This window comes from Massilia eburnea (assembly GCF_050709955.1).
GTDB lineage: Bacteria > Pseudomonadota > Gammaproteobacteria > Burkholderiales > Burkholderiaceae_D > Rugamonas > Rugamonas eburnea_A.
Map to the genome: position 1 here is coordinate 82,646 of NZ_JBNZFX010000002.1, position 18,193 is coordinate 100,838.

The 18,193-nt window shown below is 64.3% G+C and carries 14 protein-coding genes; 4 read left to right on the plus strand and 10 right to left on the minus strand.

Annotated elements, in window-relative coordinates; translation table 11 throughout:
* Positions 1–5: 5 nt before the first annotated feature.
* The 8 genes from ACQ4MM_RS01830 to ACQ4MM_RS01865 form a co-directional block, all read right to left on the minus strand.
* Complete coding sequence (locus ACQ4MM_RS01830; protein WP_431475756.1) at positions 6–566, minus strand: TadE/TadG family type IV pilus assembly protein; 561 nt, start codon at positions 564–566, stop codon at positions 6–8.
* Positions 556–993: a hypothetical protein gene (locus tag ACQ4MM_RS01835; protein WP_431475757.1), complete on the minus strand. Its 438-nt coding sequence runs from the start codon at positions 991–993 to the stop codon at positions 556–558. The genes ACQ4MM_RS01830 and ACQ4MM_RS01835 overlap by 11 nt, the downstream gene beginning before the upstream one ends.
* On the minus strand, positions 990–2,393 hold the full coding sequence (locus ACQ4MM_RS01840) for a pilus assembly protein TadG-related protein (protein ID WP_431475758.1): 1,404 nt from the start codon (positions 2,391–2,393) through the stop codon (positions 990–992). The genes ACQ4MM_RS01835 and ACQ4MM_RS01840 overlap by 4 nt, the downstream gene beginning before the upstream one ends.
* Positions 2,390–3,757: a type II and III secretion system protein family protein gene (locus tag ACQ4MM_RS01845; protein WP_431475759.1), complete on the minus strand. Its 1,368-nt coding sequence runs from the start codon at positions 3,755–3,757 to the stop codon at positions 2,390–2,392. Before ACQ4MM_RS01845 ends, ACQ4MM_RS01840 begins: the two co-directional genes overlap by 4 nt.
* Before the next feature lie 9 nt (positions 3,758–3,766).
* Positions 3,767–4,627 carry a Flp pilus assembly protein CpaB gene (cpaB, locus tag ACQ4MM_RS01850; RefSeq protein WP_431475760.1) on the minus strand — a complete coding sequence of 287 codons (861 nt, stop codon included), beginning with the start codon at positions 4,625–4,627 and terminating at the stop codon, positions 3,767–3,769.
* A complete protein-coding gene (locus ACQ4MM_RS01855; RefSeq protein ID WP_431475761.1) occupies positions 4,624–5,913 on the minus strand; it encodes an ATP-binding protein in 1,290 nt (429 codons plus the stop codon). The genes cpaB and ACQ4MM_RS01855 overlap by 4 nt, the downstream gene beginning before the upstream one ends.
* Positions 5,914–5,979: 66 nt before the next feature.
* Positions 5,980–6,417: a prepilin peptidase gene (locus ACQ4MM_RS01860; protein WP_431475762.1), complete on the minus strand. Its 438-nt coding sequence runs from the start codon at positions 6,415–6,417 to the stop codon at positions 5,980–5,982.
* A 47-nt stretch (positions 6,418–6,464) separates the two neighbouring features.
* Positions 6,465–6,683 (minus strand): Flp family type IVb pilin, encoded by a 219-nt coding sequence (locus tag ACQ4MM_RS01865; protein WP_431475992.1) that lies wholly within the window; start codon positions 6,681–6,683, stop codon positions 6,465–6,467.
* Positions 6,684–6,935: 252 nt separating this feature from the next.
* On the opposite strand from ACQ4MM_RS01865, the gene ACQ4MM_RS01870 reads away from it, so the two are divergent.
* Positions 6,936–7,982: a GGDEF domain-containing protein gene (locus tag ACQ4MM_RS01870; protein ID WP_431475763.1), complete on the plus strand. Its 1,047-nt coding sequence runs from the start codon at positions 6,936–6,938 to the stop codon at positions 7,980–7,982.
* Between the two features lie 9 nt (positions 7,983–7,991).
* Here ACQ4MM_RS01870 and ACQ4MM_RS01875 read toward each other — a convergent pair whose 3' ends face one another.
* Complete coding sequence (locus ACQ4MM_RS01875; protein ID WP_431475764.1) at positions 7,992–9,212, minus strand: HD-GYP domain-containing protein; 1,221 nt, start codon at positions 9,210–9,212, stop codon at positions 7,992–7,994.
* Positions 9,213–9,281: 69 nt separating this feature from the next.
* On the opposite strand from ACQ4MM_RS01875, the gene ACQ4MM_RS01880 reads away from it, so the two are divergent.
* Positions 9,282–10,211 (plus strand): LysR substrate-binding domain-containing protein, encoded by a 930-nt coding sequence (locus ACQ4MM_RS01880; protein ID WP_431475765.1) that lies wholly within the window; start codon positions 9,282–9,284, stop codon positions 10,209–10,211.
* A gap of 12 nt (positions 10,212–10,223) precedes the next feature.
* On the opposite strand, the gene ACQ4MM_RS01885 is transcribed toward ACQ4MM_RS01880, so the two are convergent.
* On the minus strand, positions 10,224–10,928 hold the full coding sequence (locus tag ACQ4MM_RS01885) for a substrate-binding periplasmic protein (protein WP_431475766.1): 705 nt from the start codon (positions 10,926–10,928) through the stop codon (positions 10,224–10,226).
* A 178-nt stretch (positions 10,929–11,106) separates the two neighbouring features.
* Between ACQ4MM_RS01885 and ACQ4MM_RS01890 the strand changes: the two genes are divergently transcribed.
* A complete protein-coding gene (locus tag ACQ4MM_RS01890) occupies positions 11,107–14,661 on the plus strand; it encodes an indolepyruvate ferredoxin oxidoreductase family protein (RefSeq protein ID WP_431475767.1) in 3,555 nt (1,184 codons plus the stop codon).
* 172 nt (positions 14,662–14,833) lie between these two features.
* Entirely contained in the window at positions 14,834–18,127 is a 3,294-nt protein-coding gene (gene icmF / locus ACQ4MM_RS01895) for a fused isobutyryl-CoA mutase/GTPase IcmF (protein ID WP_431475768.1), read from the plus strand.
* The last annotated feature ends 66 nt before the right edge of the window (positions 18,128–18,193 follow it).

The window sequence follows — 18,193 nt, forward strand, 5'->3', positions numbered from 1 at the left end:
CAGGTTCAGGGGCAAGGCGCCTGGCCCGGCGTGTAGCCAAGCGATTCGGCGGCCACCAGCGCGCTGGACGACGGCATCACCCCAGGTACCGGCACCATTGGCAGCAACGGCTCGTAAGCCAGCGCCGCACAACCGGCGCCGCTGCCGCACAAGCCGACCCGCACGAAGCTGATGCAGCTTGGGCCATGCGAATCGCGTGCGCAATTGATGCGGTTGGCCATTGGGCAGGCCGGCAGCAGGGGCACCGGGGCCAGTTCGCCGGCGGCGTTCTGCCACAGGTATTCGATGCGGATGGCGGCGCTGCTGACATTCGGCGCCAGCGGCAGCGCGCCATCGTCAGCGCGGAACAGCGCCGCCCGGCGCAGCGCCTGCATCGCCGCCGGGTTGCTGAAGTCCGTGATGGCGGCCGCGCGTGCCGCGCGCTGGGTCACTTCGGGCAGCGTGTTCCACAGGAACAGCACACGCCCATACTCGAACATGGCGAACAGCAAGGGCATGAATACCACGCACACCAGGCCGAATTCGACGGTGGCGCTGCCGCGCCGGCGGGCGGGCTTAATCGTCACGGCCGACCTCCGCATACACTGCCAGCGTCACCGGCACAGTGCCAAAGTCGACGATGGCCTGGTTGTCGACGCTCACCAGCACGCCGATCTTGGTCGGCGTATCGGTCGCCAGCAGCGCGTTGCAATTGCCTGGATCGCACAGGAATTCCACGCGCAGTGTCTGGACGTCGACTTCGGCGGCAGCCAGCGTTTGGTCGATCAGCGCGTGCGCGCTGTCCAGCGCCACGGTGCGCCGGCTGCCGTCGCGCAGGACTTCCAGCGGCACGATAGACAGAAAGCGCGCCGCATTGCTGGCAGCCCGGTCCACAGCGGCGCCATTGATGGCCAGCCGTCCCATGTTCAGCGCGAGCACCAGCAACGGCGCCAGTCCCGCCATCACCAGGGCAGCCTCGATGGCGGCAACGCCGCGGCAACGCAGGCGCCTCATCGCAGCAGCTCCACGTCGGTCGCCAGCGCCGCCAGTTCTTTGGCGCTGAGGATGCCGGCGAACTCGCCCGGCACTTCGGCCGCGCTGGCCTGCGCCGTCAGGAAGAAGCGCGCCACGGCCAGCACCGTGCCATCCACATTGGCGCCGGCCGGGAGCGGGCACGCCAGCAGCGGCACATACAGCAGGCGCCGCTCCTTGCGGCCCGGATAACCCGTGGGCGCCGTCCTGAAGCCGGTGTTGTTGTAGGCGCCCGACGCCGGCCAGTTGGTGCCGGTGCTGCTGAAGGCCGGCGTTGCCGGGTACAGGCTGGCCCAATGGCTGAAAAGGAAGGCACTGTTGTTGCTCCGCCTGGCCGGCCCGTAGGCCCACAGCGCGCCGTACTGCGCCGGGGCGATAGCCGGCAGCGGATAGCTGCCGTCGGCGACTGTCATCAGGGGTTTGCCGGTGCCCGGGGTACTGGCAGCGGCCGCGGCCTGCGGCGGGTAGCTGCTCATCCAGTTTGCCAGCGTGCCGCGGTACTCGCGCACATTGCTGTCCGGCGGCGCGGTGTAGGGATCGCAGGCATCGCTGCCGCTGTAAATTCCGAAGCGCGAATTGAGCTGCTGCCACAACCCGAAGCCGGCATTGCGGCGCAGGTGAAGGGCGCCGGCCAGCGAGGGGTATGCCAGCTTGCCGACGCACATGAACGGCGCCACCTGCGGGTCGCCGCTGCTGGCCGGCACCGCGACGCTGCCGGGCGGGCTGGCAGGATCGACCAGGAAGTACTCGCCGCTGCCGGCGCCCGGCGCCGGATTCAGGGCCAGCAGGTTGTAGGTGAGGCCATGGCGCAAGCCGTAATCGATGCGCTCGTCCAGGCCGGCTCCGTTGAAGCGGGTGGCGCTCGCCACGCTGCTCGGAGCGCAGATCGCCAGCGGCAGCACGCGCAAGCTGTTGGGGCCGGCCACGGCGCGGGCGCCGACCATGGTGGCGTCGCTGCCGCCCAGGAAGCGGCCGAACGCAACCGGCAGGACGGTGAAGGCGGCGCCCTGCCCGGCCATGTCGGCGCGCGCATAACGCAGCCCGCCGGGAGCCCCCTGTGCTGCACTGACGTCCAGCCAGGGGCCGGCCGGATCGGCGGCAAACGACAGCACCGCGGGATTCAGCACGACGCGGTCGACGCCGCGCACGCGGCGGTTCAGCACCGCCGCACCGGCGGCAACAAGCGCGCCTGAAACCCCGCTTGCGGTGCCATCGAGCTGCTGGGCTGCGCTCAGCGCCACCGCGTCGGCCACCTGTTGCAACTGGCCCTGGCGCTGCAAAGCCATCGACAGCTCCAGCGCCAGCCCGCACACGCCGATCGCCAGCGGCAGCACGAAGGCCGTCAGCATCAGGATCGCGCCGCGTTCGCGCTGCCGCTTCATTTACGCTCTCCCGTGTCCGGCGCCGGATCGCTGAAGGATTTGCGGTAGCGCGCCTGGGCCGCCGCCGCCGCCGCGCCATCCCACCCGGCACCCTCGCCTTCCGGCTTGACCAGGTGGGCCGTGATCACGAACAGCAGTTCGCTGCGGTCGTTCTGGAAATCGGTGCTGCGAAACAGCGCCCCCAGCACCGGTATCTCGCTGAGAAACGGCACGCCCTTGACGTTGTTGACCTGCGTGTGCCGGATCAGGCCACCGATGGCAAAACTCTGGCCGTCCTGCAGTTGCACGGTAGTGCTGGCGCGGCGCGTGGTAATCAGGGGGAAGATGGCGCGCCCGCTGATGCTGCCGTTGCTGACGCCGATGCCGTCGCGCGACAGCTCCGACACTTCCGGCGCCACTTTCAGGTTGATGCGCCCGCCCGCCAGCACGGTGGGCGTGAATTTCAGGCCGACGCCGAATTCCTTCTCCTCCAGCGTAATGCGGTTGTTCTCCTGCGCCACCGGCACCATCACCTTGCCGCCGGCCAGGAAGCTGCCTTCCTGGCCGCTCATGGCCATCACGGTCGGCTCGGCCAGGATGCGCACCTGGCCTTCCTGCCGCTCCGCATCGAGCCGCACGCTGCTGCCGTTGGATTTCGACAGCCGCAGGCCGCTGCCCAGCGTGCCGCTCAGGAAGTCGGCCAGCACCATGGCGCTCCAGCTGCCGCTGGCATGGCGCAGCGACAGGCCCGCTTCCAGCTTATCGAGCAGGGTCTTGGACACTTCCGCCACTTTCACCTCCAGCTTGACTTGCTGCGGCGCGCTGACGGCCAGCAGGTTGACCAGCCGCGGGCCGGGCGCCGACGGCTGCGCCGGTGCGCCCTCCTTGCGCGCCAGCGGCTGCGGCGCCTGGCGCACGAAGGCTTGCGCCAGGTCCAGCACTTGCGCCAGTGTGGCGCCGTCGCTCACGCTGCCGCTCAGGGCGATGGCATCGGCGGCGGCGCTGACCCTGATGCCGCGCTCCTGCGGCAGCAGTTCCGCCAGGCTCGCGCGCAGTGGCGAGACATCGAGCCCCACTGCCACCTCCACCACGCTGCAGGCGCCCGACTTGCCTTGCACGATCAGGTTGGTGCTGCCGATCTCGGCGCCGACCAAGTACAGCGTGTCGCTCGCCACCAGGGTGGCCTGCAGCACATGCGGATTGCCGATGCTGCGCCCGCTCACGCTGTCGGGCAGGCGCATCAGGGTGGACTTGCCGAGTTCCAGCGCCAGCTTGCCGGGAGCCGCGGGGGAACCGGCACAACGCAGGCTGTCGCTAAGCGCCGGCGCGGCCGGCAGGAACAACAGGGCCAGCGCGGCCGGCAGGCAGGCAGGTGCGAATCGCATGTCGGCTCCTCACAGGCATTCCCGGCTGCTACGGTTGCCGTCGATGACGCCGATGCAGTAGCGCGCCGGCTCGGCGGAAGGAGGCAACGCGGCTCGCAGCAGGCGCGGTGCCGCGGCAGGCACTGTTGCGGCAAGGTCGGTTGGCGCCGCCGGTGCGGCGCCGGCACCAAGCCCGAGCACGCTATGGCGGGTGGCGCCCGGCGTCGCGCCAGGCTGCGGGTCGACCTGGTTGCGCAGCACCAGCGACAGCGTGCCGACGCTGCGCGCCAGGTCGAGTTGCTCGGCCTGGCCGGGCGTGACTTCCAGTGTGACCGCATTCACCACGCGCGGCTTGGTGTCGTCGCGCGCCACTTCCTGCGCCACGGCCAGTACCAGGATCCGTTCCAGCACGATCTTCGACAGCGCGCTTTCACTGCCGTTGCTGCCGTTGTTCTGCGCCGGCGCATACACCAGGATATCGACGAAATTGCCCGGCAAGGCAAAGCCGGCCACGCCCACCACGTCATTCACGCGTACGGTGATGGCGCGCTTGCCTTCCGCAATCAGGGCCGACAAGCCACCCAGCGTGCCGGCCGGCGCCAGCCTGGCTTCCGTCACCGGCTCTCCGCGCTGCACGCTGGCCTTCAGCACGCGGCCCGCCAGCGCTGCCAGGTCGAGCTGGGCGCCGGCCGGCACGCTGCCGGCCGGCCACTCGGCCAGCGCCACCATGTCCGGCGCCAGGCGCTGGCCCAGGCCGACATCGGCGGCCGCTACCGCGATGTGCACGCTGGACGAAGCGGGTTGGCGCAGCCAGCGCGCCGCCAGCAGCACCGCAGCCAGTCCCAGCACCATCGCCAGTCCCAGCATCAGCAAGGCGCGCCGGCTCTTCATACGGCACCATCGGCGAACATGCTGGTCCAGGCCTGGTCCAGCGTGGCGGGGTTCAGGTTCGGCACGGTGCCGGCGAAGCCGGCAAATTCGGCCACGCGCGCCACGATTTCGCGCGGCAGGCTGGCCAGCAAAGGCTGGCCGCTGCCCTGGTGCAGTTCGCCGACCAGGTAGGCCAGCGCCGCTTCGTCGGCCTCGATGCCGCGCGCCCGGCATTGCTGGCGCAGCAGGCTGCGGTAACTGGCTTCCGGCAACGGCCCCAGCGCGACCTTGTAGCCGATACGGCGCAACGCAGCGCCATCCAGCAGGGTGTGCGGCGCCAGGTTGGTGGCGAAGGCCAGCGCCGCCTGGCAAGGCACGCTGAAGGCATGGCCGCCCGGCAGTGCAAGCTGGTCGGTGCCGCTATCGAGCAATTGCGCCAGGCGGTTCAGCAGCGCGCTGGCCGGCAGGCGCTGGCGCCCCAGGTCGTCGATGATCAGCAAGCCGTGGCAAGCCTTGAGCTGGGGCGGCGCCAGGTAGCAGCCGCCGGCCGCGTCGTGGCGCAAGTCCAGCATGGCGCCATCGAGTTCCGCGCCCAGCTGCACCATGGGGCGCTGGCACAGCAGCCAGCGCATGTCGCCGCCACGCGCACCGGTGGGCCGGCCCGGCAGCGGCGGCGGCGCCAGATGCACCGCCGCGTCATAGAGCTGGATGACGGTATTGCCGACCGCCACCGCATACGGCACGGCCACCCCCCCTTGCAGCAGGCATCCCAGCTTGCGCGCCAGCGTGCTCTTGCCGCTGCCGGAAGGGCCATACAGGCACACCGAGCGCCCCGCATGCATGGCAGCGCCCACCAGTTCGTGGATGCGCGGCGGCAGGCAATCGTCGGCAAACACACTGGCCACATCGGCCGCCAGTACCGGCGGCAATTGCAAGGCCTGGCGCTGCAACTGGGCGCGCCAGGCTTCGAGCGGGACCGGTGCCGGGCCCACGTACGGCGCGCGTTCCAGCCACTGCGCCGCGCGCTGGCGGCCGATGCCGGTCAGCTGGTACTGCACGTCGACCTCGGAATCGCCGCGCCACGCCACTTCCACCAGTTGTTCGGCTTGCAGGCCGTCCAGCACTTCGCGCAACACATTGATCGACAGCCGCAGGCGGCTGGTCAGCACCGATAAATGGCATTTGCCGGCCCCCAGCAAGGCCTTGCCCGCCAGCTCGGCCAGCATGGCGTGCTCCAGGCCGGTGTCGCGCACCGAGCGCGGCGGGGTTGGCAGCAGCGGCTGCTCATCGTCTGCAAAATCGATCATGGTGACCTCCTGTTGGAAACGATGATAGGCATGGGTTTCCGGATGGATATTGAGGCGGAGCAAAGATCAGCGATGCGCCAACGCAACGGTGGCCAAGGTGCCTGCCGCAATCGCCACGGCATAGGGCATGCCTTCCGCCTTGCCGCCGCGCCAGCGCGCCAGTTGCAGGCAAAACAAGGCCAGCAGCCCGCCGGCCAGCGCGCTCAGCAATGAAAGCTGCAGCGCCTGCCAGGGCCCGACAAAGCTGCCCGCCATGGCCGCCAGCTTGACGTCGCCTGCCGCCATCCCGCCCAAGCCATACAAAGGCAGGAACAGCAGCAAGCCCACTGCCGCGCCGGCCAGTCCCTGCGCCAGCAACGCGCTGCCGCCGCCCAGGCGCCAGTGAATTGCCAGCGCCAGCAGCAGGCCCGCCGCCACCAGTACGTTGGGAATCCGGCGCCAGGCCAGGTCCGACACTGCCGCCTGGAGCACCAGGCATAGCAGGATGATTTCGAGTCCGCTCATGGCGAAAAGGCTGGCAACCCGGCCGCCGCCGGGCGCCAGCCACCCCATCAAGGCGTCAGTGCGTCGACCACGCGGTTGAACACTTCGGTCAGCTCGGTTGAGACGCTGGTCATTGCCGTGCCAACCGCCAGTGCAATCAGCGACGCGATCAGGCCATACTCGATTGCCGTCACGCCCCGCTCATCCCTGATGAAACGCCTCATTGCAAACAGTGCTTTCATGATGATCTCCTTCGCTAGGAAAACTCTGACACCTGGGCTGCGCATCATTGGCTTTACTATAGGAGCCATTCCTACGAGCAAGTTGACATTGCGCAAGTTTTCCGCACAGAACTTTTTCTCGCTGGGCGGTGTTCTATGTCAAACTGTAGTTATGGGATGTGTGTTGCAATGAGGTTGCGTTTTGCATGAAACTACGCAAAGTTAATTGCCGAGAATGCAAAAAAGATTTATCCTGATCAGCTATTCTTTAGAAAGCCCCTTGCTTTGCCGCTGAGCGCCTAGTTACCGGACACTCACATGGATTCCCTTCTGAAACATATGGTGGACATGACCGGCCACCGCGATCACACGATGCTCGACATCTCGGTGATCTCGGCGGTAGCGGAATTGGCGTCCGCCACGCAAGCGCGCGTGCTGAGCATCGTCAATGTACGAGGCCAGCTTTACGTGCGCGCGCGCGCCGTGATCGAACACGGCCGTCCGGCGCGCATGGAGGAATACATGGACCCGGCCATCGCGGGCGAGGCGGTCAGCAACTTCCCCGCCCTGGCGCGCTGCCTGGCCCACCATGAGTCGAGCGCCGACTACATGTCGCCCGAGGGTGAGCACACACTCTGGCTGCCGATCTGGATGGGCGACAAGGCCGATACTTGCCTGGAAATCATCAATCCGACGCCGTACACCAGCGACACCATCCATATCATTGGCGGCATTGTCAGCGTGTACCGCAATTTCCAGAACTTGCTCGATTACAGCGAACGCGACTCGTTGACCGGACTGCTGAACCGCAAGACTTTCGACGACCAGCTGGCCAAGATGCTGCAGGCATCGGCCGAGCACGACATACTGGCGCTTCCACCGGACGGCCTCGAACGCCGCAATCCGCAAGAACAGGAAAAACAATGGCTGGCGGTGGTCGATGTCGACCACTTCAAGGCGGTTAACGACAAATTCGGGCATTTGTACGGCGACGAGGTGTTGATCCTGATCGCCAACCTGCTGCAATCCTCGTTCCGCGCCCAGGACCGCGTGTTCCGGTTCGGCGGTGAAGAATTCGTGGTGCTGCTGCGCTCTTCCACCCTGGATAACGCCAAGAAGATCATCGAACGCTTCAGGATGAACGTGGAACAGCACGAGTTCCCGCAAGTTGGGCAGGTGACAGTGAGCGTCGGCTTCGTCAGCATCAGCGCCTATGAAGCGCCGGTGATCATCCTCGGCCGCGCCGACCAGGCCCTGTACTACGCCAAGAGCCACGGCCGCAATATGGCCTGCCACTACGACGAACTGGTCAGCGGCGGGCAGTTGCAGACTGTCGAATCGAACGATACCGCCGAATTCTTCTGAGGTCCGGGCTCAGCCCAGCGTCAGGAAGCGCATCGGGTCCACCTGCCATTTCGCTGGCGATTCATGACCCACGATCTTGTCGCCGCCACCAAAACCCAGGCCGCGTGACAAGTCGACAGTTTCCGGCTTGATGTACACATTGTTCTTCGTATTGAAGAACACGTTCACCTTGGGCGCCAGCAAGTTGCTTTCGTGCGGCTCGATTACCACGCCGAGCCGGCCCGACTCCAGCATCACCAGCGTACCAACCGGGTAGATGCCGACGCAGCGCATGAATTCCTGCACCAGCTTCGGATTGAAATGGTGCTTGCTCCACTCGTAGATCTTGCGCAGGGCCGCCGCTGCCGGCAGCCCCTTGTGATAGACGCGGTCTGCCGTAATGGCGTCGTAGACGTCGACAATTGCCGCCATCTGCGCCATTTCGCTGATAGCGTCCCCAGCCAGCCTGTCCGGGTAACCGGTGCCGTCAAGCCGCTCGTGGTGGTGGAGCGTAATGTCCAGCGCCAGCGCCGGCACGTCGGGCGACTGCTTCAGGATATTGAAGCCGTCCATTGGATGCTTCTTGATGATTGCGAATTCTTCATCGGTCAACGGGCCCGGCTTGTTCAGGATCGCGTCCGGTACCAGGGCTTTGCCGGTGTCGTGCAGCAAGCCGCCAAGACCGGCCTCCCGAATGATGTCCTGGTCCATGCCACGCGCATTGGCAAACGCCACCAGCAGCGCACACACGCTGACCGAATGCAGGAAGGTGTAATCGTCCTTGGACTTGATGCGTAGCAGCCCCAGCAAGGCGCCCGGGTTGCGCAGGATGGATTCCGTAATGTTCTGTACCACCGGCTGCACCGAGCCGATTTCGATGGCCTTGCCGAGACGGGCATCGGCCATCACATTGCGCACCACGCCCGCGGCCTGGCTGCGGATCTGTGCCGCGCGCTGCAACTCTTCGCCCAGTGAGGTCCGGATAATGCGCGACGGCTCTTTGGCGATCGCTTCGACCTCACGCTCGGTCGCAGCCTGGGCCTCGGCCAGCGAGGGCGCATCCTCCACGTCCAGCCCTTTCGACGCATCGATCACCACGTCGTGAATGCCGGCCTGGATGATTTTCTGAATCTGCTCCTGGCTTGAAATCTCGAAGCGGTTGCGGACAAACGGGTGGGTCATCCAGTCACAACTCAGGTCGTGGATATACATGCCGACCTTTAACTGCGCCGAATCGACTTTCTTTAACATGGTGAGGCTCGCGAGATAAATCCGTGAAGAACGTTAGAATAAGTATACACAATGTTATCCTACGGGAATATGGAACTTCGCCAACTGCGCTATTTTGTTGCCATCGTCGACCACGGATCGTTGTCGCGGGCCGCACTGGTATTGCATGTTGCACAACCCGCCCTGACCCAGCAATTGCGCCAGCTTGAAGAGGAACTGGGCGCCCAGCTCCTGCACCGCAGTGCCCAAGGCGTGGTCAGCACCGACGCCGGCAAGGTGTTTTACGACCATGCCCAGGCGATCTTGAAACAGGTGGCCGACGCCCGCTCCGCCGTCACCCAGTCGGCCCGCCCTTCCGGCAGTGTCACCATGGGCCTGCCGCACAGCATTTCCGGCGCCCTGGCATTGCCCCTGCTGACCGCCGCGCGCGAGCACTATCCCGACATAACGCTGCAGTTGACCGAAGAACTGACCGGCAACCTGGCAGAACAGCTCAAAAGCGGCCGGGTTAACCTGGCCATCCTGTTCGACGACGGCCAGCTGACGCCGTTTTCCACTACCCCGCTGGCGGAAGAAGAATTGCGTTTCATCTGCCGCCACGATGCAGTGTGGTTCACCGACAACGACACCGTGACGCTGCAGCAAGCCCTGAACGCCACCTTAATTTTGCCTGGACTGCAACATGGCGTGCGGCCGCGCATTGAAGCCATGGCGCGCGCTGCCGGGCTGGTGATCGGCAATGTCATCGAAATCAACTCGATCGCCATCCTGAAGTCCGCCATCATGGCCGGCATGGGTGCGACTATCCTGCCAGTCGCCCCAGTCCTGCCGGAAATCGAGCTTGGCCAGATGCGCAGCGTGCGTATCGACAACCCCGCCATCAGCCGTACCGTGGTGTTATGTGCTTCGCGCAACATCCCCCTGACCAATGCCGCCAACGCGATCGCCGTACTGACGCAACAAGTCGCGACCGACCTCTGCCAGCGCAACACCTGGCCCGGCGCACGCCTTCTTGCTTGAGCCCATGGGCCGTTAGGTCAGCTTATGTCTTGCCAGGATGCGGCGCAAGGTGCCATCGGCCCGCATGCTGTCTAATGCGCGCTGGAACAGGGCGATGTCGGCCTCGTCGAAATCCAGGGAGCCTGCCAGCCAGGCCGTGGTGGTGCGCACCGGTGCACTGGTCTCGAAGTCGCCTTCGCCCGAGCCATGCCCTTTCAGGGACGCAGCAATGATGCGGCGCTCGCCAAACGCCGCGTCGGCCATGCCGCCCAGCAGGAAACGGTGCACTTCATCGATCGAGCTGGCTTCGACCAGGCGCGTGAAGCCCTGTTCTTTCAGGATGGCGGCCTGGGCGGCGCCACGCAGCAGGGCGATGCGCTTGTCCTTCATCTGCTCCAGCGGCAGCAGCTTGCTGCGCACAGCCAGCAACACATAGTTTTCGTCATACAGCGGCACCAGCCAGCGGTATTGCGCCTCGCGCTCGGGCAGGCGGGTCAGCGGATAAATGGCGGTGGCCGGCATGGTGGTTGCCAGGAATTGCGCGCGGCGCCAGGGCACGAATTGTGTGGCTGGCTTCAGGCCGGCCCGCCTGCACAGCTCTGCCACAACCTCCTGCAAGCCGCCGGGATCGCCGCTTTCATGCACCAGCGAGGGCAAATGACTGGTCACCAATTGCATCTTGCGCGCCACACCCGCCAGCGCGAGTGCTGGACTGGCCAACAACACTGCTGTCGCCACCAAGATTCTTCGTCTAGCCATCATTTTTTCTTATACCCCCATCCCCAAACCGTATTTCCGTATACGTAAAGTAACCCGTAAACTAAAAAGTTGAAAAGGCCTGCACACCCGCAGGCGTTGTGACTTAGGCAAGGACGCGCTTACCCGGCGCCGACCGATGCCAGGCACGCACCGAATCATGATTTTGGAGACAGCCACCATGCCAGACGGCAGCAACTCGCCTGTACTACACGACGTCACCCTCGACGACAAATTCACTTCCACCACCGGTAAAGTTTTCCTGTCCGGCATCCAGGCGCTGGTGCGCTTGCCAATGATGCAACAATTGCGCGATGCGCGCGACGGCTTGAGCACCGGCGGCTTCATCTCCGGCTACCGCGGCTCCCCGCTGGGTGGCCTGGATGAGACCTTGTGGAAGGCGCAAAAGCACCTGGAAAAGCACAATGTGCAATTCGTACCAGGCGTGAACGAGGACCTGGCGGCGACTGCCGTCTGGGGCTCGCAGCAGGTTGACCTGATCGGCCCGGCCAAGTACGACGGCGTGTTCGCCATGTGGTACGGCAAGGGCCCGGGCGTGGATCGCTGCGGCGACGTCTTCAAGCACATGAACCACGCCGGTACGTCCAAGAATGGCGGCATCCTGCTGGTGGCCGGCGACGACCACGGTGCTTATTCCTCCACCCTGCCGCACCAGTCGGACCACATTTTCTCCGCCTGCATGATCCCGGTCCTGTATCCGTGCAATGTGCAGGAATACATCGACCTCGGCATCCATGGCTGGGCCATGTCGCGCTTCTCCGGTTGCGCCGTTGCCTTCAAGGCGCTGGCGGACACCGTGGAGTCGAGCGCTTCGATCGATGCCGATCCGTTCCGTGTCGACGTCAAGATCCCGAAAGACTTCGTGATGCCGGAAGGCGGCCTGAATGCCCGCCTGTCCGCGATCCCGCTGGGCCAGCAAGCGCGCAACCAGGAAGCGCTGATGCAGGACTATAAAATCTACGCGGCCCTGGCTTACGCCCGCGAGAACAAGCTGAATCACACCACCATCGATTCCAAGGACGCCAAGCTGGGCATCATCGCCTCCGGCAAGTCCTACCTGGACGTGCTGGAAGCGCTGGAAGAACTGGGCATCGACGAAGCGATGGCCGCCAAGGTTGGCCTGCGCCTGTTCAAGGTCTCCATGCCATGGCCGCTGGAGCCGGACTCGGTGCGCGAATTCGCACAGGGCCTGGACGAAATCCTGGTGGTCGAAGAAAAGCGCCAGTTCGTCGAATACCAGCTGAAGGAACAACTGTACAACTGGCGCGACGACGTGCGCCCACACATCATCGGCAAGTTCGACGACAAGGGCGAGTGGGTTGCGCCGCGCGGCGAATGGCTGCTGCCGCCGAAGGCTGACTTCTCCGTATCGCAGGTGGCGCGTGTGATCGCCAGCCGCGTGGCGCGCTACATCGCCGATGCCAGCATCCAGGACCAGATCAAGGCACGCCTGTCCTTCCTCGAAGCCAAGGACGCAGTACTGAAAAAGGCGATCGAGACCCCGTTCCGCCCGGCCTTCTACTGCTCCGGCTGCCCGCACAACACCTCGACCAAGGTGCCTGAAGGTTCCTTCGCGCTGGCCGGCATCGGCTGCCACGTGATGGCAACTTCGATCTACCCTGAGATGAACAAGCTGACCACCCATATGGGCGGTGAAGGCACGCCGTGGATCGGCCAGGCTGCATTCAGCAAAGTGCCGCACGTGTTCCAGAACCTGGGCGACGGCACCTACTTCCACTCCGGCTACCTGGCGATCCGCGCCGCCGTGGCTGCGAAAGTGAACATCACCTACAAGATCCTGTACAACGATGCGGTGGCAATGACCGGCGGCCAGCCGGTCGACGGCACCGTGTCCGTGCCGATGATCGCGCAGCAGATGGCGGCCGAAGGCATCAAGCGCATCGCGCTGGTGACCGAAGACCTGTCGCGCTACACCGACCGTTCCGCCCTGCCTGCCATCGTTTCCCTGCATGACCGCAAGGACATGGATGCCGTACAGCGCGAAATGCGCGAGCTGCCAGGCTGCACCGTCATCATCTACGACCAGACCTGCGCCGCAGAGAAGCGTCGCCGCCGCAAGAAGGGCGAGTTCCCTGACCCAAGCAAGCGCATGGTCATCAACGAAGCCGTGTGCGAAGGCTGCGGCGACTGCGGCATCCAGTCCAACTGCGTCTCGATCCTGCCGAAGGAAACTGAATTCGGCCGCAAGCGCACCATCGACCAGTCCTCCTGCAACAAGGACTACTCGTGCACCAAGGGTTTCTGCCCATCTTTCGTGACCGTCGAAGGCGGCACGCTGAAGAAGACCAAGACCGGTACCGCGAAGACCGACGACTGGGGCGATATTCCTGCGCCGGTGTTGCCAAGCATTGAGCAGCCATACAACATCCTGATCAACGGTATCGGCGGCACCGGCGTGATTACCGTCGGCGCACTGATGGGCATGGCCGCGCACCTGGAAGGCAAAGGCGCTTCCGTGCTGGACATGACCGGCATGTCGCAGAAGAACGGCTCCGTGACTTCTCACGTCAAGGTAGCGAAGACCCCGGCCCACCTCCGCGCGCAGCGTATCGCCACGGGCGAAGCAGACCTGATCCTGGGCTGCGACATGCTGACCTCGGGCGCCTACGATGCCGTGTCGAAGATGCGCCCAGGCCGTACCTTTGCCATCGTCAACCAGCACGAGCAGCCGCCAGGCACCTTCGCGCAGAACGCCGACTGGCAGTACCCGGCCGAAAGCGTGGAAGCGCTGATCACCGAGTCGGTGGGCGGTGCGCAGTCGGTCGACTTCATCAACGCCACCAAACTGGCGACCGCGCTGATGGGTGATTCGATTGCGTCCAACCTGTTCATGATGGGTTACGCCTTCCAGAAAGGCCGCATCCCGCTGAGCGAAGCTGCCCTGCTGCGCGCGATCGAGTTGAATGGCGTGGCGGTGGAATCGAACAAGCGCTCCTTCCTGTGGGGCCGCCGCGCAGCCCTGGACTTCAAGCGTGTGGAAAAGGTCGCAACCCCGACCCAGGCTGTCGTAGTGCAGATGCCACAATCGCTGGAAAACGTGATCAAGAAGCGCGTTGAGTTCCTGACTGCTTACCAGGATGCTGCGTACGCCGCTACCTACGAAGACCTGGTGCAGCAAGTGCGCTCGAAAGAGACCCTGCTGGGCCTGGGCAACAAGCTGTCAACCGCGGTTGCCAAATCGCTGTTCAAGCTGATGTCCTATAAAGATGAATATGAGGTGGCGCGCCTGTACACCGATGGCCGCTTCGTTGAGCAGTTGAAGACCCAGTTTGAAGGCGATTTCTCGCTGAAATTCAACCTGGCGCCGCCGCTGTTCGCGAAGAAGGATGCCAAGGGCCACCTGGTCAAGGCGGAATACGGTTCGTGGATGTGGAAGGCGTTCACCTTGCTGGCAAAATTCAAGGGCCTGCGCGGTGGTACGTTTGACATCTTCGGCTACACCGAGGAGCGTAAGATGGAACGGGCGCTGATTACCGAGTTCCGCGGTGTTATTGCTGAGCTGCTGGGTGGGCTGTCGGCAGGTAACCACGAACAGGCTGTCGCTGTCGCCAACCTGCCGGAGAAGATTCGCGGCTTTGGCCATGTGAAGGAAAAGGCTGTGGCGGAGTACCAGGTGAACCGGGCGAAGATGATGGCTGCGTTTAAGGGCGCAGGCCAAGCTCACGCTGCCTGAAAACCGGTAAACCAGTGTCAGACCCGCAGGGTCTGACACTTATGACGCGACGGCTGCGTGGCGGGTGTCTGACCCTGCGGGTCAGACACCGGTTTACCGATTTTAGAAACGCTTGACTTGACGTTAACGTAAACGTCATATAATCAAAAATCCCCCGTTCCAAGGAACAAAAATGAACGACATCGCCAACGCCAAGAAACTGTCCGCTGAGCCAGAGCAGGCCAAGACCGCGAACAAAGTCCGCTTTGTCACCGCCGCGTCCCTGTTTGACGGCCACGACGCCTCGATCAACATCATGCGCCGCATCCTGCAATCGCAGGGCGCCGAAGTGATCCACCTGGGCCACAACCGCTCGGTGGACGAAGTGGTCACCGCGGCCCTGACCGAAGACGTGCAAGGCATCGCTATTTCCTCCTACCAGGGCGGCCACGTCGAATACTTCAAATACATGATCGACCTGCTGCGCCAGCGCGGCGGCTCGCACATCAAGGTCTTCGGCGGTGGCGGCGGCGTGATCGTGCCGAGCGAAATCGCCGACCTGCACGACTACGGTGTCACCCGCATCTTCTCGCCTGAAGACGGCCAGCGCATGGGCCTGGTCGGCATGATCCAGTGGATGGTGCAGCAGTGCGACGTCGACCTGTCCACCTACTCGCCAACCCAGCTGGACGCCATCCGCGACGGCGAAATCGAACAACGCCACCGCCCGCTGGCCCAGCTGATCACCGCGCTGGAAAACGGCAAGGCCTCCAACAAGCTGCGCTCCGAACTGGCCGAAGCAGCCAAGGCGGTCAGCGCCCCGACGCTGGGCATCACCGGCACCGGCGGCGCAGGTAAATCCTCGCTGACCGATGAACTGATCCGCCGCATCCGCCTGGACCAGGGCGACGCGCTGAACATCGCCGTGATCTCGATCGACCCGTCGCGCCGCAAATCCGGCGGCGCACTGCTGGGCGACCGTATCCGCATGAACGCGATCAGCCCTTGGAACGGCAAGACCCGCGTCTTCATGCGCTCCCTGGCGACCCGCGAAGCCGGTTCCGAGATCTCCCAGGCTCTGCCTGACGTGATCGCAGCCTGCAAAGTAGCCGGCTTCGACCTGGTGATCGTGGAAACCTCCGGCATCGGCCAGGGCGACGCTGCGATCGTGCCGCACGTCGACGTCTCCATGTACGTGATGACGCCGGAATTCGGCGCCGCCTCGCAGCTGGAAAAGATCGACATGCTGGACTTCGCCGATTTCATCGCGATCAACAAGTTCGACCGCAAGGGCGCGCAGGATGCACTGCGCGACGTGGCCAAGCAGTACCAGCGCAACCGCGAAATGTGGACCAAGCGCCCGGAAGAAATGCCGGTATTCGGAACCCAGGCTTCCCGCTTCAACGACGACGGCGTGACCGCGCTGTACCAGGGGCTGCTGCCGGTACTGGCAGGCAAAGGCCTGAAAACCAGCAAAGGCGTGATGGCACCAATGGAGGTGCGCTTCAGCTCCGGCAAGAACGTGATCGTTCCGCCGGCACGCGCGCGCTACCTGGCCGAGATCTCCGACACCGTGCGCGGCTACCACAAGAAGACGCAAGCACAGGCCAAGCTGGCACGCGAACGCCAGCAGCTGCAGGAATCCAAGCGTATGATGGCCGTCGCCGGCAAATCCGTCGTGGACTTCGATGACCTGATCGTCGAGCGCGATCACGCCATGGACAGCGGCTCCAAGAAGCTGCTGGCCCAATGGCCGGACATGCAGGCCGCCTACGCCGGCGATGAATACGTCGTGAAGATCCGCGACAAGGAAATCCGCACCGGCCTGGTACAGCACACCCTGTCCGGCACCAAGATCCGCAAGGTATCGCTGCCGAAGTACGAAGACCACGGCGAGCTGCTGCGCTGGCTGATGCTGGAAAATGTCCCTGGCTCCTATCCGTTCACCGCCGGCGTGTTCGCCTTCAAGCGTGAAGGCGAAGACCCGACCCGCATGTTCGCGGGCGAAGGCGATGCGTTCCGTACCAACCGCCGCTTCAAGCTGGTATCCACCGGCATGGATGCCAAGCGCTTGTCGACCGCATTCGACTCCGTCACCCTGTACGGCGCCGACCCTGCGATCCGTCCAGACATCTACGGCAAGATCGGTAACTCCGGCGTGTCCATCGCGACCCTGGACGACATGAAAGTGCTGTACGACGGCTTCGACCTGTGCAACCCAAGCACCTCGGTGTCGATGACCATCAACGGCCCTGCGCCTGCGATCCTGGCGATGTTCATGAACACCGCCATCGACCAGCAGGTAGAGAAGTTCGTCACCGAGAACAAGCGCCAACCTTCGGAAGACGAGTTCCAGAAGATCAAGGACTGGGTGCTGATGAACGTGCGCGGCACCGTGCAGGCCGACATCCTGAAGGAAGACCAGGGCCAGAACACCTGCATCTTCTCGACCGAATTCTCGCTGAAAGTGATGGGCGACATCCAGGAATACTTCGTGCACCACCAGGTGCGCAACTTCTACTCGGTGTCGATCTCCGGCTACCACATCGCGGAAGCGGGCGCGAACCCGATCTCGCAGCTGGCCTTCACGCTGTCCAACGGCTTCACCTTCGTGGAAGCCTACCTGGCGCGCGGCATGCACATCGACGACTTCGCGCCGAACCTGTCGTTCTTCTTCTCCAACGGCATGGACCCGGAATACACGGTGCTGGGCCGCGTGGCGCGCCGCATCTGGGCCGTCACCATGAAAGAGAAATACGGCGCCAACGACCGTTCGCAGAAGCTGAAGTACCACATCCAGACTTCCGGCCGCTCGCTGCACGCGCAGGAAATCGACTTCAACGACATCCGCACCACGCTGCAGGCGCTGATCGCGATCTACGACAACTGCAACTCGCTGCACACCAACGCCTACGACGAAGCGATCACCACGCCGACCGACGAATCCGTCCGCCGCGCACTGGCGATCCAGCTGATCATCAACCGCGAATGGGGCCTGGCGAAGAACGAGAATCCGAACCAGGGCGCCTTCATCATCGAAGAACTGACCGACATGGTGGAAGAAGCCGTGCTGCAGGAGTTCGAACGCATCGCCGAACGTGGCGGCGTGCTGGGCGCGATGGAAACCGGCTACCAGCGCGGCAAGATCCAGGAAGAGTCGCTGCTGTACGAGCACCAGAAGCACGACGGTACCCTGCCTATCATCGGCGTCAACACCTTCCGCAATCCAAAGGGTTCGGAAGCACCGGCCACCATCGAACTGGCCCGTTCCACCGACGATGAAAAGCAATCGCAGCTGACCCGCCTGGCGGACTTCCACGCCCGCAATGCCGATGCAGCACCGGCCGCCCTGGCCGCACTGCAGAAAGCCGCCATCGACAACGAAAACGTGTTCGCCAAGCTGATGGACGCAGCCCGCGTCTGCTCGCTGGGCCAGATCACGACCGCGCTGTTCGAAGTCGGCGGCCAATACCGCCGCAACATGTAAGCGAAGCAAGGTGTCAGACCCCACGGGTCTGACACCGACGGGTCTGACACCGACGGGTCTGACACC